Origin of the sequence: Streptacidiphilus sp. ASG 303, assembly GCF_020991365.1 — a bacterium.
Taxonomy (GTDB): domain Bacteria; phylum Actinomycetota; class Actinomycetes; order Streptomycetales; family Streptomycetaceae; genus Peterkaempfera.
This window is the reverse complement of the sequence record NZ_JAJLRA010000020.1, coordinates 12,599-35,130: the sequence shown is the minus strand read 5'-3', so window position 1 is coordinate 35,130 and position 22,532 is coordinate 12,599. Positions and strand designations below refer to the sequence as shown.

At 75.9% G+C, this 22,532-nt stretch carries 25 protein-coding genes; 6 read left to right on the top strand and 19 right to left on the bottom strand.

Translation table 11 applies throughout. From position 1 onward, the window contains the following. Positions 1 to 12: 12 nt before the first annotated feature. The 9 genes from rnc to LO771_RS21710 all read right to left on the bottom strand — a co-directional run bounded on the left by rnc (position 13) and on the right by LO771_RS21710 (position 9,436). Positions 13 to 837, bottom strand: a complete 825-nt coding sequence (gene rnc / locus LO771_RS21750; RefSeq protein ID WP_230655021.1) for a ribonuclease III — start codon at positions 835 to 837, stop codon at positions 13 to 15. A gap of 20 nt (positions 838 to 857) precedes the next feature. Next, positions 858 to 1,031 carry a 50S ribosomal protein L32 gene (rpmF, locus tag LO771_RS21745; RefSeq protein WP_111492989.1) on the bottom strand — a complete coding sequence of 58 codons (174 nt, stop codon included), beginning with the start codon at positions 1,029 to 1,031 and terminating at the stop codon, positions 858 to 860. A 2-nt stretch (positions 1,032 to 1,033) separates the two neighbouring features. Beyond that, positions 1,034 to 1,645, bottom strand: a complete 612-nt coding sequence (locus LO771_RS21740; RefSeq protein WP_230655020.1) for a DUF177 domain-containing protein — start codon at positions 1,643 to 1,645, stop codon at positions 1,034 to 1,036. 198 nt (positions 1,646 to 1,843) lie between these two features. Continuing rightward, a complete protein-coding gene (locus tag LO771_RS21735) occupies positions 1,844 to 3,103 on the bottom strand; it encodes a cell division initiation protein (RefSeq protein ID WP_230655018.1) in 1,260 nt (419 codons plus the stop codon). A gap of 193 nt (positions 3,104 to 3,296) precedes the next feature. Further along, positions 3,297 to 3,788, bottom strand: a complete 492-nt coding sequence (coaD, locus tag LO771_RS21730) for a pantetheine-phosphate adenylyltransferase (RefSeq protein WP_230655016.1) — start codon at positions 3,786 to 3,788, stop codon at positions 3,297 to 3,299. Between the two features lie 57 nt (positions 3,789 to 3,845). After that, positions 3,846 to 4,469 carry a 16S rRNA (guanine(966)-N(2))-methyltransferase RsmD gene (gene rsmD / locus LO771_RS21725; protein ID WP_230655014.1) on the bottom strand — a complete coding sequence of 208 codons (624 nt, stop codon included), beginning with the start codon at positions 4,467 to 4,469 and terminating at the stop codon, positions 3,846 to 3,848. A gap of 192 nt (positions 4,470 to 4,661) precedes the next feature. Next, a complete protein-coding gene (locus LO771_RS21720; RefSeq protein ID WP_230655012.1) occupies positions 4,662 to 5,189 on the bottom strand; it encodes a hypothetical protein in 528 nt (175 codons plus the stop codon). A 207-nt stretch (positions 5,190 to 5,396) separates the two neighbouring features. Continuing rightward, on the bottom strand, positions 5,397 to 7,640 hold the full coding sequence (recG, locus tag LO771_RS21715) for an ATP-dependent DNA helicase RecG (protein WP_230745260.1): 2,244 nt from the start codon (positions 7,638 to 7,640) through the stop codon (positions 5,397 to 5,399). Between the two features lie 125 nt (positions 7,641 to 7,765). Continuing rightward, positions 7,766 to 9,436 carry a DAK2 domain-containing protein gene (locus LO771_RS21710; RefSeq protein WP_230655010.1) on the bottom strand — a complete coding sequence of 557 codons (1,671 nt, stop codon included), beginning with the start codon at positions 9,434 to 9,436 and terminating at the stop codon, positions 7,766 to 7,768. A gap of 265 nt (positions 9,437 to 9,701) precedes the next feature. Here LO771_RS21710 and rpmB point away from each other — a divergent pair, with 265 nt between their 5' ends. Then, entirely contained in the window at positions 9,702 to 9,887 is a 186-nt protein-coding gene (gene rpmB / locus LO771_RS21705) for a 50S ribosomal protein L28 (RefSeq protein ID WP_009714771.1), read from the top strand. 148 nt (positions 9,888 to 10,035) lie between these two features. Here the strand turns inward: rpmB and LO771_RS21700 are convergent, their stop codons facing one another. After that, positions 10,036 to 10,707, bottom strand: a complete 672-nt coding sequence (locus tag LO771_RS21700) for a hypothetical protein (RefSeq protein ID WP_230655008.1) — start codon at positions 10,705 to 10,707, stop codon at positions 10,036 to 10,038. A 160-nt stretch (positions 10,708 to 10,867) separates the two neighbouring features. Then, on the bottom strand, positions 10,868 to 11,161 hold the full coding sequence (locus LO771_RS21695; RefSeq protein WP_230655006.1) for a hypothetical protein: 294 nt from the start codon (positions 11,159 to 11,161) through the stop codon (positions 10,868 to 10,870). A gap of 498 nt (positions 11,162 to 11,659) precedes the next feature. Here LO771_RS21695 and LO771_RS21690 point away from each other — a divergent pair, with 498 nt between their 5' ends. Then, entirely contained in the window at positions 11,660 to 12,076 is a 417-nt protein-coding gene (locus tag LO771_RS21690; protein ID WP_230655004.1) for a hypothetical protein, read from the top strand. A gap of 115 nt (positions 12,077 to 12,191) precedes the next feature. Here the strand turns inward: LO771_RS21690 and thiD are convergent, their stop codons facing one another. From thiD to LO771_RS21675, 3 genes are all read right to left on the bottom strand, one after another. Continuing rightward, positions 12,192 to 13,019, bottom strand: coding sequence for a bifunctional hydroxymethylpyrimidine kinase/phosphomethylpyrimidine kinase (thiD, locus tag LO771_RS21685; protein ID WP_230655002.1), 828 nt, complete (start codon positions 13,017 to 13,019; stop codon positions 12,192 to 12,194). A gap of 97 nt (positions 13,020 to 13,116) precedes the next feature. Further along, positions 13,117 to 14,142: an ATP-dependent 6-phosphofructokinase gene (locus tag LO771_RS21680; RefSeq protein WP_230655001.1), complete on the bottom strand. Its 1,026-nt coding sequence runs from the start codon at positions 14,140 to 14,142 to the stop codon at positions 13,117 to 13,119. A 212-nt stretch (positions 14,143 to 14,354) separates the two neighbouring features. Further along, on the bottom strand, positions 14,355 to 15,317 hold the full coding sequence (locus LO771_RS21675; RefSeq protein WP_230655000.1) for a thiamine-phosphate kinase: 963 nt from the start codon (positions 15,315 to 15,317) through the stop codon (positions 14,355 to 14,357). Positions 15,318 to 15,561: 244 nt separating this feature from the next. Here LO771_RS21675 and LO771_RS21670 point away from each other — a divergent pair, with 244 nt between their 5' ends. Further along, positions 15,562 to 15,795 (top strand): Lrp/AsnC ligand binding domain-containing protein, encoded by a 234-nt coding sequence (locus LO771_RS21670; RefSeq protein ID WP_230654999.1) that lies wholly within the window; start codon positions 15,562 to 15,564, stop codon positions 15,793 to 15,795. Positions 15,796 to 15,815: 20 nt separating this feature from the next. Continuing rightward, positions 15,816 to 16,346, top strand: coding sequence for a DUF3515 domain-containing protein (locus LO771_RS21665; protein ID WP_230654998.1), 531 nt, complete (start codon positions 15,816 to 15,818; stop codon positions 16,344 to 16,346). 157 nt (positions 16,347 to 16,503) lie between these two features. Here LO771_RS21665 and LO771_RS21660 read toward each other — a convergent pair whose 3' ends face one another. The 3 genes from LO771_RS21660 to LO771_RS21650 form a co-directional block, all read right to left on the bottom strand. Beyond that, positions 16,504 to 17,679, bottom strand: coding sequence for a D-alanine--D-alanine ligase family protein (locus LO771_RS21660; protein ID WP_230654997.1), 1,176 nt, complete (start codon positions 17,677 to 17,679; stop codon positions 16,504 to 16,506). Positions 17,680 to 17,815: 136 nt separating this feature from the next. Next, positions 17,816 to 18,817: an NAD(P)H-dependent glycerol-3-phosphate dehydrogenase gene (locus LO771_RS21655; RefSeq protein WP_230654995.1), complete on the bottom strand. Its 1,002-nt coding sequence runs from the start codon at positions 18,815 to 18,817 to the stop codon at positions 17,816 to 17,818. Then, a complete protein-coding gene (locus LO771_RS21650) occupies positions 18,814 to 19,755 on the bottom strand; it encodes a 1-acyl-sn-glycerol-3-phosphate acyltransferase (protein ID WP_230654993.1) in 942 nt (313 codons plus the stop codon). The genes LO771_RS21655 and LO771_RS21650 overlap by 4 nt, the downstream gene beginning before the upstream one ends. 248 nt (positions 19,756 to 20,003) lie before the next feature. On the opposite strand from LO771_RS21650, the gene cofC reads away from it, so the two are divergent. Together cofC and LO771_RS21640 are read left to right on the top strand one after the other, a co-directional pair. Beyond that, a complete protein-coding gene (gene cofC, locus LO771_RS21645; protein ID WP_230654991.1) occupies positions 20,004 to 20,699 on the top strand; it encodes a 2-phospho-L-lactate guanylyltransferase in 696 nt (231 codons plus the stop codon). 158 nt (positions 20,700 to 20,857) lie between these two features. Continuing rightward, positions 20,858 to 21,076: a hypothetical protein gene (locus LO771_RS21640; RefSeq protein ID WP_230654989.1), complete on the top strand. Its 219-nt coding sequence runs from the start codon at positions 20,858 to 20,860 to the stop codon at positions 21,074 to 21,076. A 195-nt stretch (positions 21,077 to 21,271) separates the two neighbouring features. On the opposite strand, the gene LO771_RS21635 is transcribed toward LO771_RS21640, so the two are convergent. Beyond that, the gene (locus tag LO771_RS21635; protein WP_230654987.1) at positions 21,272 to 22,042 is read right to left on the bottom strand and encodes an HU family DNA-binding protein; all 771 of its coding nucleotides are present in this window, start codon (positions 22,040 to 22,042) and stop codon (positions 21,272 to 21,274) included. Between the two features lie 125 nt (positions 22,043 to 22,167). Continuing rightward, complete coding sequence (locus LO771_RS21630; RefSeq protein WP_230654985.1) at positions 22,168 to 22,455, bottom strand: hypothetical protein; 288 nt, start codon at positions 22,453 to 22,455, stop codon at positions 22,168 to 22,170. Between the last annotated feature and the right edge of the window lie 77 nt (positions 22,456 to 22,532).

Sequence of the window (22,532 nt, the reverse complement as noted above, 5' to 3'; positions counted from 1 at the left end):
GGGTCGGCCCGGTCAGACGGCGGGTGCGGCGCCGTCGGCGGACGCGGTGCCGTCGGCGGACGCTGCTCCGACGCCGTGCTTCTCGCGGATGCCGTGCCAGGCGCTCTGGGCGGCCTTCTGCTCGGCCTCCTTCTTGGAGCGGCCGGTGCCGGAGCCGTACTCCTCGCCGCCGACGCGGGCGGTGGCGGTGAAGGTCTTCTCGTGGTCCGGGCCGGACTCGGTGACCAGGTACTCGGGCACGCCGATGCCCACCGTGGCGGTGAGCTCCTGCAGCGAGGTCTTCCAGTCGAGGCCGGCGCCGAGGTTGGAGGACTCCTCGATCAGCGGGTCGAAGAGGCGGTGCACCAGCTCGGAGGCGGCGTCCAGTCCCTGGTCGAGGTAGACGGCGCCGATGAGCGCCTCCAGGGTGTCGGCGAGGATCGACGACTTGTCGCGTCCGCCGGTGCCCTCCTCGCCGCGGCCGAGCCGGATGAAGGCGCCGAGGTCGAGGCCGCGGCCGACGTCGGCCAGCGCGCGGGAGTTGACCACCGCGGCGCGCAGCTTGGCGAGCTGGCCCTCGGGGAGGTCCGGGTGGATCCGGTAGAGGGTGTCGGTCACCACGAGGCCGAGCACCGAGTCGCCCAGGAACTCCAGGCGCTCGTTGGTGGGGAGGCCGCCGTTCTCGTACGCGAACGAGCGGTGGGTGAGAGCGCGTACCAGAAGGGCGGGCTCGAGTGTGTACCCGAGCCGCCCTTCCAGGACGTCGTTGGTGGTCGAGGTCGGCCGCCCGGCCGCCTTGTCCGCGGACTGGGCCCCGGATGAGGCGGCCTGGCGTGAGGTCGTGGTTCCGTCCGACATCGATCCGTGCACCCCGCCGATCAGACCGACAGGACCTGGCGGCGGTTGTAGGTGCCGCAGCTCGGGCACGCGATGTGCGCGAGCTTCGGCTCGTGGCAGCGGTCGCACGCCACCAGGGCCGGGACCGCAGCCTTCCACTGCGAACGGCGGTGGCGCGTGTTGCTGCGCGACATCTTCCGCTTCGGAACAGCCACGGCTACTTCTCCTGGTTCTCGGCAGCGCCCTCACGGGCGTTGCTGTCCTCGTCGTTCCCGTCACCCTCGTCGCCGGGGGCGGCGGAGAGTCCCTGCAGTGCCGCCCACCGGGGGTCGACGGCATCGTGGTGGTGGTCCGGGTCGTCGCTCAGGCGTGCCCCGCACTCGGAGCACAGACCCAGGCAGTCGTCCTGGCACACCGGCTGCAGCGGCAGTGCGAGCACCACCGCGTCACGCAGCACCGGCCGGAGGTCGAACAGGTCGCCCTCCAGGCGGTAAGTCTCTTCCTCGTCGTCCTCGTCGGACGCACTCCCGGCGGACGCGCCGCGCACGGCGCGGTCGTCCTCCGGGTAGGAGTACAGCTCCTGGAAGTCCACCTCGAGGTCGTCCTCGACGGGCTCCAGACAGCGTACGCACTCCCCGGTGATGCGGGCGGCGGCGGTACCGGTGACCAGTACTCCCTCCACCACCGACTCCAGCCGGAGGTCCAGCTCGACCGGGCTCTTCGCGGGGACGCCGATCACGTCGATGCCGAAGTCCTCGGGAGCCTCGACGGTGCGGGTCACCCTGCGCATCGAGCCCGGACGACGGCCCAGCTCGTGCGTGTCGAACACGAGGGGGTCGCGGTGGTCGAGGCGGTCCAGGACGTCCTGCTTCCTACGGCGTGCGCATCCCTGCGCGACGCAATGCGGCTCATGTGACTGCGGCTCCGCGGCGCACCCCCGGAGGGGCCCGGGCAGCCGACAACCCCGGCGCGAACAGGCCGGAGCAGTCAGGATACCGGACGCTCCGGCCAGCCCCAACTTCGCGCCTCAGCGGCCGCCGCCGAGCTCCCTCAGCCGGGCCACGTCGATGACGCTGGTGTCGAAGAAGCTGGTCTCGTCCAGGCCGGCGCCGTCCTGGCGGTGGGGGGACTGCGCGGGGGGCAGCTCGTGCTGCGACACCTGCTGGGGGTAGCCGTACGCCGGGTACGTCTCCTGCGGGGCGTAGCCGGGCTGGGACGGGTAGCCGGAGCCGTCGTGGCCCTGGGCGTAGCCGCCGCCGTAGGGGTCGTGGCCCTGCCACGACTGCTGCGGGTAGCCCTCCGCGGAGCCGCCCTGCGCCCAGCCGCCGCCGTAGGGGTCGCCGCCGTGGGCGGCCGCCGCGTACGGGTCCTGCTGCTGCCAGCCGTCCTGGCCGCCCCAGCCCTGCTGCGCGCCGTCCTGGTGCCCGCCGGTGTGCTGGAGGTCACCGTGCCGGGGGTCGGCGTGCGGGGTGCCGGCGTGCGGGGTGCCGTCGGCCTGGTCGCGGAACCACGCCTCGCCGATCTCGCCGCCGCCCGTGCCGCGGACCGCGGCCTCCTCCGCCTCGGCGGCCGCGAACCCGGCGGCGACGGCGGCCGCGCGGTCCTTGTCCTGCTGGGCCTGGTCGGCGGCGGCCAGGTAGGCGCCGAGCTCGTCGATGGGCTGCTTGCCGAGCAGCTTGTCGCGGCCGCGTCCGACGGCCTCCAGGGTCCGGCTGAGCACCGTCTCCAGGGTGGCGAGCTTCACGTCGACGTACTCGTCCACCTCGGGGCTGGGCGAGGCCTGCGGCGTGAACTCCTCGCCGTCCTCGCCCTGCACGCCGAGACCGTCCTGCCCGTAGGCGTCGGCCTCCGGGCGCAGCTTCTGCCGGCCGCGGCCGACCGCGCCGAGGGTCTTGGTGAGGACGACCTCGAAGTTGGCGAGCTTGCTGTCGACGTAGTCGTCGGCCTCCCGCCGCAGCTCCGCGGCCTCGGCGCGGGCCTCGGTGAGGATGCGGTCCGCCTCGGTCTGGGAGAGGCGGACCACCTCGGTGCCGGAGACCAGCGAGCCCCGCTCGCCGTGGGCCTCGTGGATGATCCGCTCGGCCTCGGCGCGGGCCTCGGCGACCACCTGCTCGTGGTCGGCCATCACGGCCTGCGCGCGGGAGATCTCCGAGGGCAGCGCCTCCCGGAGCTCGTGCAGCAGGCCGAGCAGCTCGGACCGGTTGACGACGCAGGAGGCGGACATCGGCATGGCACGGGCGCTCTCGACGGCCGCGACGATGTCGTCGAGCTTGTTCTGCACGTCCACTGTGGCTCACGTCTTTCCGTGTGCGCCGGGGTGCGGCGGGGCGGGGGGTTGAAACTCTACGGCCACCGCCGGGGTGCGGGGGAACGGGTGCGGCGGAGGCGGGGTGACAGACCGGCAGGAACCGCCCGCACCGGCCGGGGCGCGGCCCCGGCCGCCGTCCCGGCCGTCGCTCCGGCGCCTGCCGCGGCCCGGCTCACTGCTCGGCCGCGCGCTCCGCCATCCGCTTGACCAGGCGCTGCAGCACCGGCTCGGGCACGAGGTGGCCGACGTCGCCGCCGTAGGCCGCGACCTCCTTGACCAGGCTGGAGGAGAGGAAGCTGTAGGTGGGCGAGGTCGGCACGAAGAGGGTCTCCACGCCGGACAGCCCGTGGTTCATCTGGGCCATCTGCAGCTCGTAGTCGAAGTCGCTGACCGCCCGCAGGCCCTTGACGATCGCGGGGATGCCGCGGTCGCGGCAGAAGTCCACCAGGAGGCCGTGGTGGGACTCCACCTCCACGTTGCCGTAGGGGGCGGTCACCTCCTCGATCATCCGGATGCGCTCCTCGACCGTGAACAGGCCCTGCTTGGACTTGTTGATCAGCACGGCGACGTGGACGACGTCGTACAGCTTGGAGGCCCGCTCGATGATGTCGAGATGGCCGTTGGTGATGGGGTCGAAGGACCCCGGACAGACGGCGCGGCGCAACACGTGATCCTCGCTCTCCGGCCCCGGCGGCTCTGCCGTGAGGATGGGCCGACTCTGCTAGCCGTTCGTTCCCGGCCGGTCCGGACGTCCCTGTCCCGGCGTGGCGGCACCGGCCGGAGCGGCGGCGCGACCGTACCAGAGCGTGCCCTCGCCGTAGCGGCGGGAGCGGAGCGGTTCGAAGCCGTCCGGCCAGGCGAACTCACCGCCCCTGGTGCTGCGTTCCACCGTGGCGAGCGCGTCGGCGGCGAGCCACCCCCCGGCGGAGAGTGTGAGGAGGATCTCCCGCAGCGCGGCGTCGGTGACGGCGTACGGGGGGTCGAGGAAGACGAGGTCGTAGGGGGCGGCCGGGGGCTCGCCCTCGGCCACCCGCTCGGCCTTGCCGGCCCGCACCTCGGCGCCGGGCAGGGCGAGGGCGCGGACGTTCTCCCGGATGGTGCGCACGGCCCGGGCGTCGGCCTCCACCAGCAGGGCGTGGGCCGCGCCCCGGGAGAGCGCCTCCAGGCCGACCGCGCCGGAGCCGCCGTACAGGTCCAGCACGCGGGCGCCGTGCAGGGTGCCGCGCAGCGACTCCCAGGTGGAGAAGAGGGCCTCCCTCGCCCGGTCGGAGGTGGGGCGGGTCCCCTGGCCGGGCGGCACGGCCAGGCGGCGGCCGCCGGCCGCTCCGGCGATCACGCGGGTCATCGGGCTTGCGCTTCCTCACGGGCGGACGGGCGGGGTGCTCCCTCCACGCTATACGGCGGCGGCAGGACCGGCGGACCGGCGGGTGCGCCCGGACCGGCCGGGGCGGGGCCTCCCCCGCCCCGGCCGGTCCGGGTCACTCCGGTGGAGGCCCGGCCGGTGCCGGCCGGGCCTCCGGGATCGGGCCGGTACGGGTCAGGAGGCGTCGGCCCCGGCGGCCGGCTCGGGGGAGCCGAGCAGGCCGGGCGAGGCGTACCGCGACCAGGACAGGCAGCCGTCGGGCGGGCAGTACTCGGGGCGGCGCGGGTCGTGGCCGAGCTCGCGCAGCTTGGTGCGGACGGAGTCGGGGGTGCGGCCGAAGCGGGCGGCTATGCGGGCGACGGTCTCGCCGTCGTGGAAGCGCCGGACCAGCTCCTCCTCGTGCTGCGGCACCCAGGGGGCGCCGTGGCCGGGGTAGAGCTCGCGCAGGACGTCGCGGTCGGGGATGGGCTCGGAGACGTCGGCGACGATCGCCAGGGCGCGCAGGGCCCGGTTGAGCGCGATGCGCAGCGAGGCGACGTCCTCGACGGGCAGCCGGAGCCGGCCGGAGGCGAGCGGGTTGGCGGACTCGCCCTCCCGCCAGCCGGTGAGGGTGAGGGTGACTTCGCGGTCGTCGTCGCTGGCGAGCTCGATGCGGAAGACCTTGTCGCCGAGCGGGAGTTCGTTGAGGTGCCGGAATGCCATGTGGTGTGCCCCCAGGTGTCCGCGGGCGGAGCACTCGCAGGAGTGCTTCCCGAACACCTCCATTGTCGCAGCGGGCACTGACAACCGGCCCTGGCCGGACCCCGCACGGGCCGGGTGCGGACGGCGCCCGCACCCGCCCCGCCCGGCCGCCCTCCGGGCCCCGGACCTCCTCCGGGACCCGGCCGGGACCCGGCGCTCCCCCAGGACTCAGCCCTTCTCCAGGTACTCGGCCCGCTCCTCGTCGAGGAGGCTCTGCAGGGCCCCCGCCAGCTCCGGGTGGCGCTCCAGGCCGGGGTCCTCGGCGACGAGCCGGACGGCCTCCTCCCGGGCGGCGGCGATGACGTCCTCGTCCTGGAGCACCGAGAGGACCTTGAGCGAGGAGCGCACCCCGGACTGGGCCTGCCCGAGCACGTCCCCCTCGCGGCGCTGCTCCAGGTCGATCCGGGAGAGCTCGAAGCCGTCCAGGGTGGCGGCGACCGCGTCCAGCCGGCTGCGGGCGGCGGTGGCCGCGGGCATGTCGCTGACCAGCAGGCACAGGCCCGGTGCGCTGCCGCGGCCGACGCGGCCGCGCAGCTGGTGGAGCTGCGAGACGCCGAAGCGGTCCGCGTCCATGACGACCATCGCGGTGGCGTTGGGGACGTTCACGCCGACCTCGATCACGGTGGTGGCGACCAGCACGTCCGCCTCACCGGCGGCGAAGCGGCGCATGACGTCGTCCTTGGCGTCGGGCTGCATCCTGCCGTGCAGGACCTCCACCCGCAGCCCGGCCAGCGGGCCGCGTCGCAGCTGCTCGGCGACGTCGAGCACCGCCAGCGGCGGGCGGCGCTCCTCGCCGTCCGCGCCGCCGCCGTCGAGGTCCTCCAGGTCCTCCCCGGCGGCCTTCGCGGACTTCCTCGCGGCCTTCCCGGACCCGCCGCCCTCCTGCTCCTCGTCGCCGATCCGCGGGCAGACCACGTACGCCTGGTGGCCCTTGCCGACCTCCTCGCGGACCCGCTCCCAGGCGCGGGCCAGGAAGTGCGGCTTCTCCAGGGCGGGCACGACGTGGGAGGAGATCGGGGAGCGGCCGGAGGGCAGCTGGTCCAGGACGGAGGTCTCGAGGTCGCCGAAGACGGTCATGGCGACGGTCCGCGGGATGGGGGTGGCCGTCATCACCAGCAGGTGCGGCGGCCGCTCCCCCTTGGAGCGCAGGGCGTCGCGCTGCTCCACGCCGAAGCGGTGCTGCTCGTCGACGACCACCAGGCCCAGGTCGTGGAACTGCACCTTGTCCTCGATCAGGGCGTGGGTGCCGACCACGATCCCGGCCTCGCCGGTGACCAGGTCCAGCAGGGCCTGGCGGCGGGCGGCGGTCCCCATGGAGCCGGTCAGCAGCACCACCTTGGTGCCGATGTCGGAGCCGCCGAGCATGCCGCCCTCGGCGAGGTCGCCCATCATCGCGGTGATGGAGCGGTGGTGCTGCTGCGCCAGCACCTCGGTGGGCGCCAGCATCGCCGCCTGGCCGCCGGTGTCGACCACGGCGAGCATGGCCCGCAGGCCCACCATCGTCTTCCCGGAGCCGACCTCGCCCTGGAGGAGGCGGTGCATGGGGTGCTCGCGGGCGAGGTCGGCGAAGATCTCGGCGGAGACCTTCCGCTGGCCCTCGGTGAGGGTGAAGGGGAGCTTGGCGTCGAAGGCGTCGAGCAGGCCGCCGTCGCGGGGGGTGCGGGCGACCGCGGGCAGGGCGGAGTCGGCGGCGCGGCGGCGGGCCAGCGCGGTCTGCAGGACGAAGGCCTCGTCCCACTTGAGGCGGGAGCGGGCCATCGCCACGTCGGCCTGGCTGCGCGGGCGGTGGATGCGCTCCAGCGCGTCGGGGAGGGCCAGCAGCTCGCGGTCCTCGCGCAGCGCGGGCGGGAGGGGGTCGCCGACGCCCTCCCAGCCGGTGGCGGCCAGGCCGTCCAGGGCGACCTCCACGCACTGGGCGATCTTCCAGCTGGGCGCCTGGGCGGAGGCCGGGTAGACGGGGATGAGCCGGCCCGCGAAGCGCTCGGCGGCGCCGGACTCCGCGTCGGCGTCCAGCAGCTGGTAGTCCGGGTTGGCCAGCTGCCGGGTGCGCTGGAAGACCCCGACCTTGCCGGCGAACATGCCGCGGGCGCCGGGGCGCAGCTCCTTCTCCCGCCACGCCTGGTTGAAGAAGGTGAGCGTCAGCCGGCCCCGGCCGTCGGTGACGACGACCTCCAGCCGGTTGCCGCGGCGCTGCCGGAAGGGGATGAGGGTGACCTTCTCCACCCGGGCCACCACGGTGACGTGCTCGTCGACCTCGAGCTCGTCGAGGCTGGTGAGCTCGCCCCGCTCGGCGTAGCGCCGGGGGACGTGGTGCAGGAGGTCGCCGGTGGTGCGCAGCCGGAGGCTGTCGGCGAGCACCTTGGCGGTGCGATCGCCGACGAGCTTGTGGAGGGGTTCGTCGAGCGGTGACATCGGTTCCATTCCACCTCACGCCTCGGACAGTCGTGTCCCGGACGGTCGTGCCCGGGCGGTCGCGCCGCGGACGGCCGCGTCCCGGGCGGTCGCACCGCGGGCGGCCGCGGCCCGGACGCGGGGCGCTACTCCAGGCCGACCAGCAGCGGTGCGGCCTCGTGGCCGCCGTCGTAGACCACCGTGTCGACCTCGGGGCGCTGCCGCCGGACATGGGCGACCAGCCGGTCGGCGAGGTGCTGCGGCACGCCCTCGCCGAGGATCAGGGTGAGCAGCTCGCCGCCCGCGGCGAGCATGCGGTCGAGCACGACCTCCCCGGTGTCGCCGAGGTCGCCGCCTATGACGGCCACGTCGCCGTCGATCAGTCCCAGGACGTCGCCGGCCTGGCAGACGCCCGCCATCGTCCAGGACTCGCCCTCGGCGACGGCGAGTTCGGCGTACCGGGTGGCGCCGGCGGCGGAGGTCATGGAGACCACGTCCTCGTCGAACCGGCGGCCGGGCTCGTGGACGGCGAGCGCCGCCAGGCCCTGGACCGGGGAGCGGGTGGGGATGACGGCCACCCGTATGCCCTCGGCGCGCAGCTGGTCGGCGGCGGCGCCGGCGACCGCGCGCAGCTCGGGGTCGTTGAGCAGCAGGACCGCCTCGCGGGCGCCGGTGCCGCGGACGGCGCCGACCAGTTCGGCGCTGGACGGCGGCCGGTCGGGGTCGGCGTGCAGGACGGCGGCGCCGGCCTCGGTGCACAGCCGGGCGGTGCCGGTGCCGTGCACCACGCTGACGACGGCCCGGCGGGACGGCTCGGGGTGCTCCCGGGGCTCGGGGGGCACGGCGGCCGCGCGGGCGCGGGCGGCGTCGCCGAAGTGGGTGATGCGGATGCGGTGGGGCCGGCCGGCCAGCACGCCGGCCTCGACGGCGGCGCCGGCGTCGTCCACGTGGACGTGGACGTTCCACAGCCCGTCGCCGCCGACGACGACCAGGGAGTCGCCGAGCCCGCCGAGGCGGGCGCGCAGGGCGGGGAGGGCGTCGTCGGGGGCGTCGAGGAGGTAGGTCACCTCGAACGCCGGGTCGCTGCGGGAGGACGCGGGCTCCGGCCCGCCGGTGCAGTCGGGGGCCGCCCCGGCGGCCTCGCGCTGCCGGGAGCGGCCGGGGCCCAGGGCCAGCGGGCCCATCGGGGTGTGGTCGGCGACGGCGTCGGCGAGGGCTCCGAGCACGGCGACCAGGCCGCGGCCGCCGGCGTCGACCACACCGGCGCGGGCCAGGACGTCCAGCTGCCGGGGGGTCCCGGCCAGGGCGAGGCGTGCGGCGTCGTGGGCGGCCTCGGCGACCTCGACCAGGCCGCCGGGGCACTCCTGGGCGGCGCGGGCGGCGGCCGCGGCGACGGTCAGCACGGTGCCCTCGACGGGCCGGGCGACGGCCTCGTACCCGGCGTCGGCGGCGCGGCGCAGCGCGCGGCGCAGGGAGGCGTGGTCGCCCGCGCCGCCGCCGTCGGCGAGCACCTCGGCCATGCCGCGCAGCAGCTGGGCGAGGATCACCCCGGAGTTGCCGCGGGCGCCGAGCAGGGCGCCGCGGGACATCGCCCGCATGGCGCCGGCGAGGTCGGGGGCGGTGCCGGCGACGGGGTCGAACAGCGGGTCGACGGCCGCGGCGGCGGCCTCGACCGTGAGGTAGAGGTTGGTGCCGGTGTCGCCGTCGGGCACGGGGTAGACGTTGAGGGCGTCGATCTCCTCGCGGGCCTGCCCCAGCGCGGCGAGCGCGAGCCGGCACCAGGTGCGCACGGCGGGGGCGTCGAGCGTGTCCGGCACCGGGCCTCCTCACCTCACGGGCGCGTGTCCGCGGGCCCCGGTCGGCGGCCCGCCGCAGGCAGGCTATCCGGGGCGGCCGGGTGCTCGATGCCGACGGGTGCCCGGGTCGTGGTAGTTTCGTTCTACGGGAGCGGCAGATGTATGCTGCTCCGGTTGCCCGGCCGGTCCGGGCACTTCTCGGTTTGGCCCTGTACCCGTCATCCACGGTCCGCGGTCTTCCGGGGTTTTGGAACGTATCTGATCTGAAGTCTTTGGAGTGACTCCCGTGGCTGCCAACTGCGACGTCTGCGGCAAGGGGCCGGGCTTCGGCAACAACATCTCCCACTCGCACCGCCGCACCCGCCGTCGTTGGAACCCCAACATCCAGACGGTGCGTGCCGTGGTCGGTCGGACGCCGAAGCGGCTCAACGTCTGCACCTCGTGCATCAAGGCCGGCAAGGTCTCGCGCTGACGCGCAGGCCGGTACACCCGGTTCGCCGGAAGGCCGGTCCACCCCTCGGGGTGGACCGGCCTTCCGCATGTCCGGGGTCCCGCGCCGGGGGCCCGCGCCGCGGGGGCGGTCCTGGCGCACCGCGTCGGCCGGTGCCGTGCGGGGCGCGTCAGCGGCCGTCGATCCCGTGCGGGCGGCGGCCGGACCACTCCGGCTCCACCTCGGCCCAGCGCCGGGCCCAGGCCCGGGCCTCGTGCCGGTCCAGGGCCCTGCGGACCAGCCCCGTGCCGGTCACGGTGAGGGCGGCCAGGACGGCGAACGTGCCGACGCCCGCGAACCAGGCGTCCGCGTCGATGTCGGCCGCGCTGCGCGGCGGCCGGACCGGGCGCCCCGCTGCGTCCACCCGGAGCGGCACCCTCGCGCCGGCCGCGGTGCCGGGCGCCACCGCGAGCCGCCCGGTGCGGACGTGCCCCGGGGGGTAGGACCAGCGGGCGTCCACCAGGACGTCCGGCCGCTGCCCCGCCCGCACCTGCCCGGGCACCGCCGCGGCCAGGGTCACGGCGGTGACGCGGTGCTGCTGGGCGGAGCGGGCGGCCGCCGCGTCGCGGCCGTGCCGGTGGACGGCCTGTCCGGTGAGGAGGGCCGCGAGCGGCGCCAGCAGCAGGAGCGCGGCGGCGGCGAGCAGGAGCCGGGCCCGTCGGCGGTCGTTGCGGCGGCAGAGCGGGTTGCCGTCCGCACCGCAGGCCCGGAGCAGCAGCAGGAGGGCCCGGCGCGGCATGCCGTACCGGGGTGTGCGCCGCCCGGCGGCGCCGTTCGGCTGTGCTGTCCCGTCGGCCGTCATGCCGCCTCCCGAGCATGCCCCGCGGTCGTGGAGGGACGACCGGTCGCGCACCTGTTCCTGAGCCTTTCCCCGAGTACGCGCGGACCATGCCTCGGGTTCACCTCCGGTGCACGGCCCGGGGCCGCCCCGTCCGCGCGGGGTGCCCGTGCGTCGGCCCCGCTCACCGGGCGCGCAGGTCGTCCAGGACGGCGGCGGCGAGGTCCTCGTCCACGATCACGCGGCGCACCAGGGCGCGGAGGACCTCGACGAGCGGGAGGTCGACGACGTCGAGCTTCACGGCGGCGTCCGCGGTCCACCTCTTCAGCCGCCGGTGCAGCGTGGGGTCCAGGTCCACCGTGGTGCGGACGGGCCGGGTGCGCGTCACCGTCGGCTCCAGCCTCCGGTGGCCGTCCCCGGCTCCGGAACCCGCCGGGCCCTCACCGTGCTCGGCTGCGGTCTCGCGGTCGCCCGGCACCCGGCCACCTCCTCTCGCGCTGATCATCCCGCGGTACCCACACCACTGCAGGGCGGCCGCCGCGGCAAGGCGCAGGGGCCGGACGAAGCGCAACGACACCCGGTCGGCCCAGGGCCGCGGCCGGCGGGGCGGCGCGCGGGGACGGCGGCCGAGGACCGCGACGGAACATCTCCGCCGCGCATTCCGGAACACGGGAGCACACCGCCCCGAACAAACGCCGGACATCGGCACGGGAGAATCATGTGGAATTTTCAAACGATTTCCCGCATGCAGTAACGCCGTGCGGCAATGCAAAATCCGGAAGCCCCTCTTGCCAGCTCAGAGGTGCTGTCACTAGCGTTGTCACTGAAATGTCCGGGACGCCGCACCCCGCCTGCGGCACATTCCTCGGCCGGGCCGCACGGAATCGGACACGGACCAGCATCACGGAATTCAACCCCGGCCGGGGCACGGGTACACGCACCGGACCCGCCATCCCCGAATTGCCTGGAGGCTGCGATGTCCTTCCGTTCTTCCCGCTCCCGGCGGCTGAAGGCCCTGCTGGGGGCGGCGCCCCTGCTGGCCGGCGCCCTGGTGGTCGGCCCCACGACGGCCGCGCACGCCGCCCCGCAGGTCAGGGACGTGAACTTCGAGGGCTCGGTGTCGTGCGCGAAGTTCAAGGACCTGTCGGTGCCGACCGTGGTCCGCGTGACGTCCGCCGGCTTCGGCTCCGACAGCGGCGACGTCACCAGCACCGGCGGCGTCAAGGGCACCTACGGGCCGCTGACGCTGACGCTCGCGGACAGCAACGTCAAGGTGTCCTTCCAGGCCACGTGCGACCCGCCGGGCGGCGGGGCGCTGCACACCATCAAGAAGAACGCCACGGTCACCACCGACACGGGCGACGGGGACACCGTCACCGTCAACCTGCCCTGAGGCCGGACACGGGCCCCGCCGGGACTCCCCGGCGGGGCCCCCGGTGCCTGCGGGCCGCGGCCGCCGCGGCCCGCAGGCACACCGCAGGCCACGGCCCCCCGGCGGTGAAGGCCCGTCAGCGGCGCTGCCGCCAGGCGTGGTCGACCGGTCCGATGCCGGAGCCGAGGGGGAAGCCGGCCCGGATGGCGCCGGTGACGTACTCCTTGGCGGCCGCGACCGCCCCGGGCACGTCCTGCCCCTTGGCGAGCTCCGCGGCGACGGCGCTCGCCAGGGTGCAGCCGGTGCCGTGGGTGTGCCGGTTGTCGTACCGCTCGGCGTGGAACCAGTGCTCCTGCGACCCGTCGGAGAGCAGGTCGGAGGCGCGGCCGGGCAGGTGGCCGCCCTTGACGAGGACCCAGCGCGGCCCGAGCGCCAGCACCGCCTCCGCGGCCTTGCGCATGCCGGACTCGTCCTCCACGCGGACGCCGGTGAGCTGGGCGACCTCGTGCAGGTTCGGGGTGGCGACGGTGGCGAGGGGCAGCAGCCGCTCCCGCACGGTGGCGACCGCGTCGGCGGCGAGGAGGGCGTCGCCGTGCTTGGAGACGCCCACCGGGTCCACCACGACCGGCACGTCGAGGCCGGCGAGCAGGTCGGAGACGGTCCCGGCGAGGACGGCGGAGGCCAGCATGCCGGTCTTCACCGCCTGGACGCCGATGTCGTCGACGACACTGCGGAACTGCGCCCGCACGGCCTCGGCGGGCAGCTCCCAGTAGCCCTGCACGCCCAGGGAGTTCTGGGCGGTGACCGCGGTGACCACGCTCATGCCGTGCACGCCGAGCGCCAGCATCGTCTTGAGGTCGGCCTGGATCCCCGCGCCGCCGCCGGAGTCGGAGCCGGCGACGGTCAGCACCCTCGGCGGCGCCGGGACGGCGGCGCCGGGGGCGGGGTGTGCACTGTCTGCCATGGCTCCAACCTACCGCCCGCCGCGGGGCGGGCAGGACGGGCGGGACGGGCGGGGCGGGCGGGACGGACAGGACGGGCGCCCCCGGTCCCGGCCGGGGTCACAGCACCGCCTCGGCCTCCAGGATCCGGTACAGCGGCACCGTGTTGGACTCGGCGATGGCGTCGGCGAGCGGCGCGAGCTCGACCTGGGTGCCGCGCAGCGCGGTGAACCAGCCGAAGGCGCCCTTGTGGACGGCCTCCACCGCGTGCCAGCCGAAGCGGGTGGCGAGCACCCGGTCCCGGGCGGTGGGCGTGCCGCCGCGCTGGGTGTGGCCGAGGATCACCGGCTTGGCCTCCTTGCCCACCCAGTGCTCCAGCTCCACGGCCAGGCGGGCGCCGATCCCGCCGTGGCGGCGGTGGCCGAACTGGTCGACGGTTCCCGGGTCGAGGCGCAGCGTGCCGGGTGCGGGCCGGGCCCCCTCGGCGACCACCACGATCGCGAACTTCTTGCGGCGGGCGAACCGCTCCTCGACCATCACGCAGACCGCCTCGATGTCGAACGGCTTCTCCGGGATGAGGATGGCGTGCGCGCCGCCCGCCATCCCCGCCTCCAGGGCGATCCACCCGGCGTCCCGGCCCATCACCTCCACCACCATGACCCGCTGGTGGGACTCGGCGGTGGTCTTCAGCCGGTCGACGGCCTCGGTGGCGACGGACACCGCGGTGTCGAAGCCGAAGGAGACGTCGGTGGCGCTGACGTCGTTGTCGATGGTCTTGGGCACCCCCACCACCGGCAGGCCCGCGTCGCAGAACATCCGGGCGGCGGTGAAGGTGCCGTCGCCGCCGATGGCGATGAGGGCGTCGATGCCGAGCCCTGCGGCCAGCGCGGGCGCCTCGGCGACGGCCTGGCGGATGCGGTGGTGCTCCACCCGGGAGGAGCCGAGGACGGTGCCGCCGAGGGTGAGGAGCCCGGTGACGTCGTCGTGGCCGATCGGCCTGGCCCGCTGCTCGATCAGCCCCAGGTAGCCGTCCTCGATGCCGACGACCTCGTCGCCGTGGACGTCGACGGCGCGGTGCACCACGGAGCGGATCACCGCGTTGAGGCCGGGGCAGTCGCCGCCGCTGGTCATGACACCGATGCGCATACGTCGCCAGAGCTCCCGCTCTCCGTCCGGGAATGCCCGTTTTCGGACATACCGCCCCAGAGATACCCGAAACAGACGCCCGAGCGGGGTCGGACGCGCCGACGGGGGCTGCGGGACGTGCGGGACGGCGGGTCCGGGTCCGGGCCCGCCGGTCCCGAGGCGCCGGGCCGGGAGCGCCGGGCGACCCGGGCGGCTCAGGCGGCCCGGGCGGCTCAGGCGGAGAAGTGGTCCCAGCCTCCGGCCCGGTCCCAGGGCGCGCCGTCGACGGTGACCGCACCGGTCCGGCCGGGCCGGGCCGCGGACACCGCGCCCACCACCCGCCAGCGGGCGGGCAGCGGCGTGTCCGGCGGGAAGGTCGCCACGATGGCGTGGTCCTCGCCGCCCGAGAGCACCCAGACCAGCGGGTCCACCCCCACCGCCTGCCCGATGTCGGCCATCTGCGCCGGCACGTCCAGGTCGGCGGCGCGCAGGTCGATGTCGACGCCGCTCGCCTCGGCCACGTGGCCGAGGTCGGCGACCAGGCCGTCGCTGACGTCGATCATGGCGGTGGCGCCGAGCTGGGCCGCGGCCGGACCGGCGTGGTAGGGCGGCTCCGGGCGCCGGTGGGCCTCCACGAAGGCGCGCGGCGAGCGGAAGCCGCGGGAGAGCACCGTGTAGCCGGCCGCCGACCAGCCCAGCCAGCCGGTGACCGCGACCACGTCGCCGGGCCGGGCGCCGGAGCGGGTGACGGGGGCGCGGCCCTGCAGGTCGCCCAGGGCGGTGATGGCGAGCATGACGGTGTCGCCGCGCACCACGTCCCCGCCGACCACCGCGGCCCCCGCCACCCGGCACTCGTCGCGCAGCCCGTCCATCAGCTCGGTGGCCCAGGTGGCGGGCAGGTCGGCGGGCACGACCAGGCCGAGCAGCAGGGCGGTGGGCACCGCGCCCATGGCCGCCACGTCGGCGAGGTTCTGGGCGGCGGACTTGCGGCCCACGTCGTACGCGGTGGACCAGTCGCGGCGGAAGTGGCGCCCCTCCAGGAGGACGTCGGTGGTGGCGACCACGCGGCCGTCGGGCGCCCGCACCACGGCGGCGTCGTCGCCCGGCCCGAGGTCGACGGCCCGGTTGCGGGGCAGCCGGGCGGTCAGCTCCCGGATGAGCCCGAACTCGCCGAGTTCGCCCACGGTGCCCTGCATGTGCCGTCCTTCCCTGGACCCCGGACGCGTGCGCCGGATCGTGTGCCCGGCCGTGTGCCGGACCGCGCGGGGGCCGCCCGCGGTGCGGACCGCCCGTGCGCCGGGCGGACCCGTGCGGCACGGGCTCCCAGCGCGAGCGTAGTCCCGCACGGTCGCGCAGGTCTCCCCGCGGGGGCGCGCCGCACGGTAGCGTGACATCGGACGACGAGACGATCTCCACACCGAGCCGCCGGGAGGTCCCCCCGTGGTGCAGGCATACATCCTGATCCAGACCGAGGTCGGCAAGGCCTCCGCCGTGGCAGGGACCATCTCGGACATCACCGGGGTGATCCAGGCCGAGGACGTCACCGGCCCCTACGACGTGATCGTACGGGCCGAGGCCGAGACCGTGGACGAGCTGGGCCGCCTGGTGGTGGCCAGCATCCAGCAGGTCGAGGGGATCACCCGGACCCTGACCTGCCCGGTGGTCCACCTGTAGACCCCTCCTATGATCGGTCGGTGACCGTTCCGACCCCGCTCCGGCGGCTCCTCCCGGCCTCGGCCGCCCCCCGCCGCATGCTGCTGCTGACGGCGGTGCTCTGCGCACTGCTGGCGGCCGGCCTGCTGTGGTGGAGGGGCGGCGCGGACCGGGTCGACCCGCCGCGGCCCGACGCCGGGGGCGCGGCCCTGTGCCGCGCGCTGGACCGCGCGCTCCCCCGCGACCTGCAGGGCCGGGCGCGCCGCGACCCGGCGCCCGCATCCCCGTACACCGCGGCCTGGGCGAGCAGTCCCCGCACCGTGCTGGAGTGCGGGGTGCCGGTGCCGCCGCGGCTGGAGCGGCCGCGGCCGTCGGACGAGGCCGCCGAGGTCAACGGGGTCGACTGGCTGGTCGAGGAGCTGGGCGGCGGCGACTACCGCTTCACCACGATCGAGCGGCGGACCACCGTGCAGGTGACCGTCCGCGCAGGGGCGTACCCGAACGCGACGGACGTGCTGCCGCCGCTCTCCGACGCCGTGGCGCGGACCGTGCCCTCGCGCTTCACGCCGTAGGGCGCCCCGCCCGGTGCCTCGCGCCGTGCCGCGCCGCGCCCCGCACCGTGCCGTGCCGCGCCCCGCACCGTGCTGCACCGCAGGGGCGTACGCAACCGGGGCCCGGCGCGCGCCGTGCGGCGCGGGCCGGGCCCCGGGGGTCCGCAGCGGGGCCGGTTCAGCGCAGTCCGGTGGAACGGCGCAGCGCGGCCCGGAGCAGGCGGTCGATCAGCTCGGGGTAGGGCACGCCCGTGGCCTCCCACATCTTCGGGTAGGCCGAGATGGGGGTGAAGCCCGGCATGGTGTTGATCTCGTTGACCACCCACCGGCCGTCGTCCAGCAGGAAGAAGTCGACCCGGGCGAGGCCCTCGCAGCCGAGCGCCTCGAAGGCGCGCACCGCAAGCTCGCGGATCTCCGCGGTCTCGGCCTCGGCGAGCCGCGCCGGGATCTCCACCTCGGAGGAGTCGATGTACTTGGCCTCGAAGTCGTAGAACTCGAAGTCGCCGCCGACCTTGATCTCGGAGGGCACGCTGGCCCGCGGGCCGTCCTCGAACTCCAGCACGCCGCACTCGATCTCGCGGCCGACCAGGCCCTCCTCCACGATGACCTTGGGGTCGTGGCGGCGGGCCTCCTCGATCGCCCCGTCCAGGTCGGCGGGGTCCTTGACCCGGGTGATGCCGATGCTGGAGCCGGCCCGGCAGGGCTTGACGAAGACGGGGAACCGCAGCTCCGCCACACGGGCGCGGGCGGCGGCCCGGCCCTCCTCGGTCTCCCAGTCGCGGGGGCGGACCACCGTGTACGGGCCGATGCCGAGGCCGAAGGAGGCCAGCACCCGCTTCGTGTACTCCTTGTCCATGCCGACCGCGCTGGCCAGCACGCCGGAGCCGACGTAGGGCACGCCGGAGAGCTCCAGCAGGCCCTGGAGCGTGCCGTCCTCGCCCCACGGGCCGTGCAGCAGCGGCAGCACGACGTCGACCTCGCCGAGCGCCTTGGGCGCGGCGCCGGGCTCGTTCCAGACCACCTCGCGGGAGGCCGGGCTGACGGGCAGCGCGACCTGGCCCTCCGCCGACTCAGCCACGTCCTCCACGCTGGGCAGGCGGCCGGCGGTGATGGCCATCCGGGACGACTCGTCGCCGGTCAGCGCCCAGCGTCCGTCGTGGGTGATGCCGATGGGCAGCACGTCGTAGACCGTCCGGTCGATGGCGCGCAGGACGCTGCCGGCGGTCGACACCGAGACGGCGTGCTCGGAGCTGCGGCCGCCGAAGACGAGGGCGACCCGGGGCTTGCGCCCGGCGGCGCGGCCCTCCGGGTCCGCGGGGGCCGGGTGGTTCGAGGGAGGCGGTTCGATGCTCATATCGGGGCCGACACTACCGTGCGCCCCTGCGGCTGTCGTGCGGGCGTACGGCCGGACGCGCCGCGGCCGCCGTCCGGGCGGGGCGCGCCCGGCGGACGGCTGCGGACGGCGGCGGGTGCGGCGGCACCGGGCCGCGTCAGTGGCGCTCCGGCTTGGCCGAGCGCGCCATCAGCTCCTTGAGCACCAGACGGGTGGGCTTGCCGTTGTGCACGACGTCCACCACCGCCTCGGTGATCGGCATCTCGACGCCGGCGCGGCGCGCCAGGTCGAGGACCGACTCGCAGGACTTGACCCCCTCGGCCGTCTGGCGGGTGGCGGCCACGGCCTCCTCCAGCGTCATGCCGCGGCCCAGGTTGGTGCCGAAGGTGTTGTTGCGGGAGAGCGGCGAGGAGCAGGTGGCGACCAGGTCGCCCATGCCGGCGAGTCCGGCGAAGGTGTAGGGGTCCGCGCCCATGGCCAGGCCGAGGCGGGTGGTCTCGGCGAGGCCGCGGGTGATGAGCGAGCCCTTGGCGTTGTCGCCCAGGCCCATGCCGTCGGCCATGCCGACGGCGAGGGCGATGACGTTCTTGACCGCGCCGCCCAGCTCGCAGCCGACGACGTCGGTGTTGGTGTAGGGGCGGAAGTAGCCGGTGTGGCAGGCAGCCTGGAGGCGCCGGGCCACCTCCTCGTCGGCGCAGGCGACCACGCTGGCGGCGGGCTGCCGGCCGGCGATCTCGCGGGCGAGGTTGGGACCGCTCACCACCGCGATGCGCTCCGGTCCGGCGCCCGTGACCTCGGCGACGACCTCGCTCATCCGCTTGGCGGTGCCGAGCTCCACGCCCTTCATCAGGCTCACCAGCACGGTGTCGGGCTCCAGCAGCGGCGCCCAGGCCGCGAGGTTGCCGCGCAGCGTCTGCGAGGGCACGGCCAGCACCGTGAAGGCGGCGCCGGCGGCGGCCTCCGCCGGGTCGGCGGTGGCGGTGATCCCCGGCGGCAGTTCGATCCCGGGCATGTAGTCGGGGTTGACCCGGTCGCGGTTGACGGCCTCGGCCAGCTCCGGGCGGCGGCCCCACAGGGACACCTCGCAGCCGGCGTCGGCGAGCACCATGGCGAAGGCGGTGCCCCAGGAGCCGTTGCCGTAGACGGCGCAGCGGATCACTTGGCGGCCCCCTCGGGGGCGGTGCTCTCGGGGGCGGTGCTCTCGGGGGCGGTGCTCTCGGGGGCGGTGCCCTCGGGGGCGGTGCCCTCGGAAGCGGGGCCCTCGGAAGCGGGGCCCTCCGGAGCGGCGCCCTCGTCGGCGGCGGCGTCGGCCTGGGGCGCCGCGGCGCGGCCGCCCTGGGCCGCCCGCTCGGCCCGGCGCTGCCGCGCGCTGCGCCTCATGTCGAACCGCTCGGCGGGCGCCTTCTCCCCCCGGATCTCCTCCAGCAGGGCGGTGACCGCCGCCATGATGTCCTCGGTGGCGTCCCGCAGCACCTCCGCCGTGAGGTCCTCGCCCGCGTACCGCGAGAGGTCCACCGGCGGACCGGCCACCACCGTCATGCGGTGCCGGGGGAACGGCCGGAACCGGCGGGCGCCGCGGCCGCCCTTGGCGTACGGCGGGACGATCTCCTGCGCGCCCCACTGGGCCACCGGGATCACGGGGGCGCCGGTCATCAGCGCGATGCGGGCGGCGCCGCTCTTGCCGGTCATCGGCCACATGCCGGGGTCGCGGGTGAGGGTGCCCTCGGGGTAGACGGCCACGCACTCGCCGCGCTCGACGGCGTCCACCGCGGCCCGGAAGGCGTGCGCCGCGTCCGCGGACTCGCGGAAGACCGGGATCTGGCCGGTGTTGCGCAGCATCATGCCGACGAAGGGGATGGCGAAGAGCCCGGACTTGGCCAGGAAGCGCGGCGGGCGGCCGCTGTCGTACTGGAAGTGGGCGTAGCTCAGCGGGTCGAAGTAGGAGATGTGGTTGACGGCGGTGATGAAGCCGCCCTCGGCGGGAAGGTTCTCCCAGCCCCGCCACTCGTGCTTCGTGAGGAGGAAGAGCACCGGCTTCACGAGCGCAGCCGTCGAGCGGTACCAGAAGCCGTACCGGGCTTTAGAGCGGCGGGCCACCCCGAGTCCTCCTCTGCCTGCGCGGCCCCCTGCGGGCCGCTGTTCGCTGTGCCGTTCCCCCGATCTGCCCGGCCGGGGACCGGGAGGAAACCTCCACCGGCCCCGTGGTGGCGGCCGGACAAGTGTGTCCCGCCTCCCCGCCGCTGTCGAGGAACAGCAGTCCGCGACCGCTCGCACGTGACGAAACGCACGTCCGGCGGCTCCTCCGGCGGAGCGGGCGGGCCCGTGGCGGTACCAGAATGGCGCCGATGAACCAGGACACCGTACGCCCCTCCCCCGAGCCCGGCTGCGTTCCCCCCGCCGGTTGGTCCCTGGTGCTGCCGCTGAAGCCGCTGGCCGTCGCCAAGAGCCGGCTCGGCGCCAGCGCCGGGGCGCTGCGGGCCGACCTCGCGCTGGCCTTCGCGCTGGACACGGCCGCGGCGGCGCTCGCCTGCCCGGCGGTGGCGCGGGTCCTGGTGGTGACCGACGACCCGCTGGCCGCGGCGGAACTGGCGGCGGCGGGGGCGCTGGTGGTGCCGGACGAACCGGCGCTCGGGCTCAACGCGGCCCTGGCGCACGGAGCGCGGCGGGCCCGGCTGCAGGCGCCGGACGGTCCGGTGGCGGCCCTGTCGGCCGACCTGCCCGCGCTGCGGCCGGGCGAGCTGGCGCGGGTGCTGTGCCGGGTGCCGTGCGGGGGGCGGGCGTTCCTGCCGGACACCCCGGGCGTCGGCACGACACTGCTGGCGGCCGCTCCCGGGGTGGAGCTCGCGCCGGCCTTCGGGGGCGCCTCGCGGGAGCGGCACCGGGCGTCCGGCGCGCGGGAGCTGCTGCCGTCGGACGTGGACTCGGTGCGGCGCGACGTGGACACCGGCGCGGACCTGGCGGAGGCGCTGGTCCTGGGCGTGGGCCCGCGCACGGCGGAGGTGGCGGGGGTGCTGGCCGCGCGGGGCGGGCGCGCGGGGTAGCGCGGCGCGCGGGGTGGCGCGGTGGGCGGGGCGGGGCCGGGCACGGCGACGGCGGGGGTGCCCGGGGCGGCAGGGGTGTCCGGGGCGGCAGGGGTGCCCGGCGCGGCGGGGGTGTCCGGGGCGGCAGGGGTGTCCGGGGCGGCGACTACGCTGATGCCATGCAGGCCACGGCTTTCACCTTCTCCTCCGACACGCGCTCCGGCTCGGTGCTGCTCGACGACGGGACGCCGGTCCCGTTCGACGCGGCGGCCTTCGACGCCGGGGGCCTGCGGCTGCTGCGGCCCGGCCAGCGGGTGCGGATCCGCACCGAGGGCGAGGGCGCGGAGCGGCGCGTGGTCTTCGTCACCCTGCAGACCTTCCCGGACCCGGGGGCCTGATCCGGCCGGGCCGCCGGACGGCCCGGCGGCGACCCGGCGGCGACCCCGCGGGGACGGCCGGGAGAGCGCGCGGACAGGCGGTGACGCCGGCGCGGGGCGGGCGTCACGGACCCGCGGCGCCCCGGGGGCAGGACGCCGCGGAGGGCGGCGGAGCCGCAGGGTCCCGCGCCTGCGGCCCGTGCACGCGCCGGCGGCTCAGCCGGCCGGCGCCACGACCGTGCGGGTGACCGCCCGGCGGGAGTCGGTCTTGCGGGCGCCCGGCGCGGTCTTCTTGCCGGCGGGCTTCTTCGCCGCCGCCTTCTTGCCGGTGGACTTCTTGGCCGCGGTCTTCTTCGCGGCGGCCTTCGGCGTCGTCGTCTTCGCCGTCGCCGTCTTCGCGGCCGTCGTCTTCGCCGCGGTCGTCTTGGCGGCCGTCGTCCTGGGCGCCGCGGTCTTCGCGGGGGCCGTCTTCTTCGCCGCCGCGGTCGTGGTCTTCTTCGCGGGGGCGGCCTTCTTCGCCGCGGTCACCGTCCTCTTCGCCGCGGCGGTGGTCTTCGCCGCCGCCTTCTTCGCGGGCTTCGCCGCGGCCTCGGCGGCGCCGGCGGTGCGCTTGGCGGCGGCGCGCTTCACGGCGGCGGCGGTGCCGGTCTTGCCCGGCGTGAGGGAGCCCTTGGGCGCCTTCTTCACCGACGGGCCCTCCTTGGGCAGCTTCTTGCTGCCGCTGACCAGGTCCTTGAAGCCCTGGCCGGGGCGGAACCGGGGGACGGAGGTCTTCTTGACCCGGACCTTCTCCCCGGTCTGCGGGTTGCGGGCGAACCGCGCGGAGCGGTCCACCTTCTCGAACGTGCCGAAGCCGGTGACCGAGACCCGGTCCCCGGCGACGACGGCGCGGACGACGGTGTCGAGCACAGCATCCACTGCCTCGGCGGCGGCCCTCCGGCCGCCGAGCTGCTCGGCCACCGCTTCGACAAGCTGTGCCTTGTTCACGTCTTCCCCTTCGGAGACCGGCCCGCCGGTGAATCCACCAGCACAATTCGCACGTTAAGTATCTATATACGTTCTTGCAATAACCAAACGGACGAATCACCCTGGTGCCGCAACGGACTTGCCGCTCAGCCGCCCGGCGGCGGAGGCGTCCTCCCGGCCTCCAGGTCGGCGACGATGCGCCCCAACCTCCTTGCCGCGGCGGGGAGATCGCGCTTCGCGGACTCGGTGACGGCCAGCAGCCGCCGCACCAGCACGACCCTGGTCTCGTCGGACACGTTCAGCGCACGCACCCGGGCATGGGCGACCCTCAACCGCTCGGCCACCAGGGCGTAGAGGGCGGTCTCGCGGGGGTCGTCCTCGCCGGGGCCGCCGTCCCCGCCGCGGCCGTACGGGGTTTCACGGCGCCGTTCCATGGCTCGATTGTGCCCCCGACGCCCCACGGCCCGCCCTCCGCGGATGCGGGAGGGCGGGCCGTGGGGCGTGCGCACCG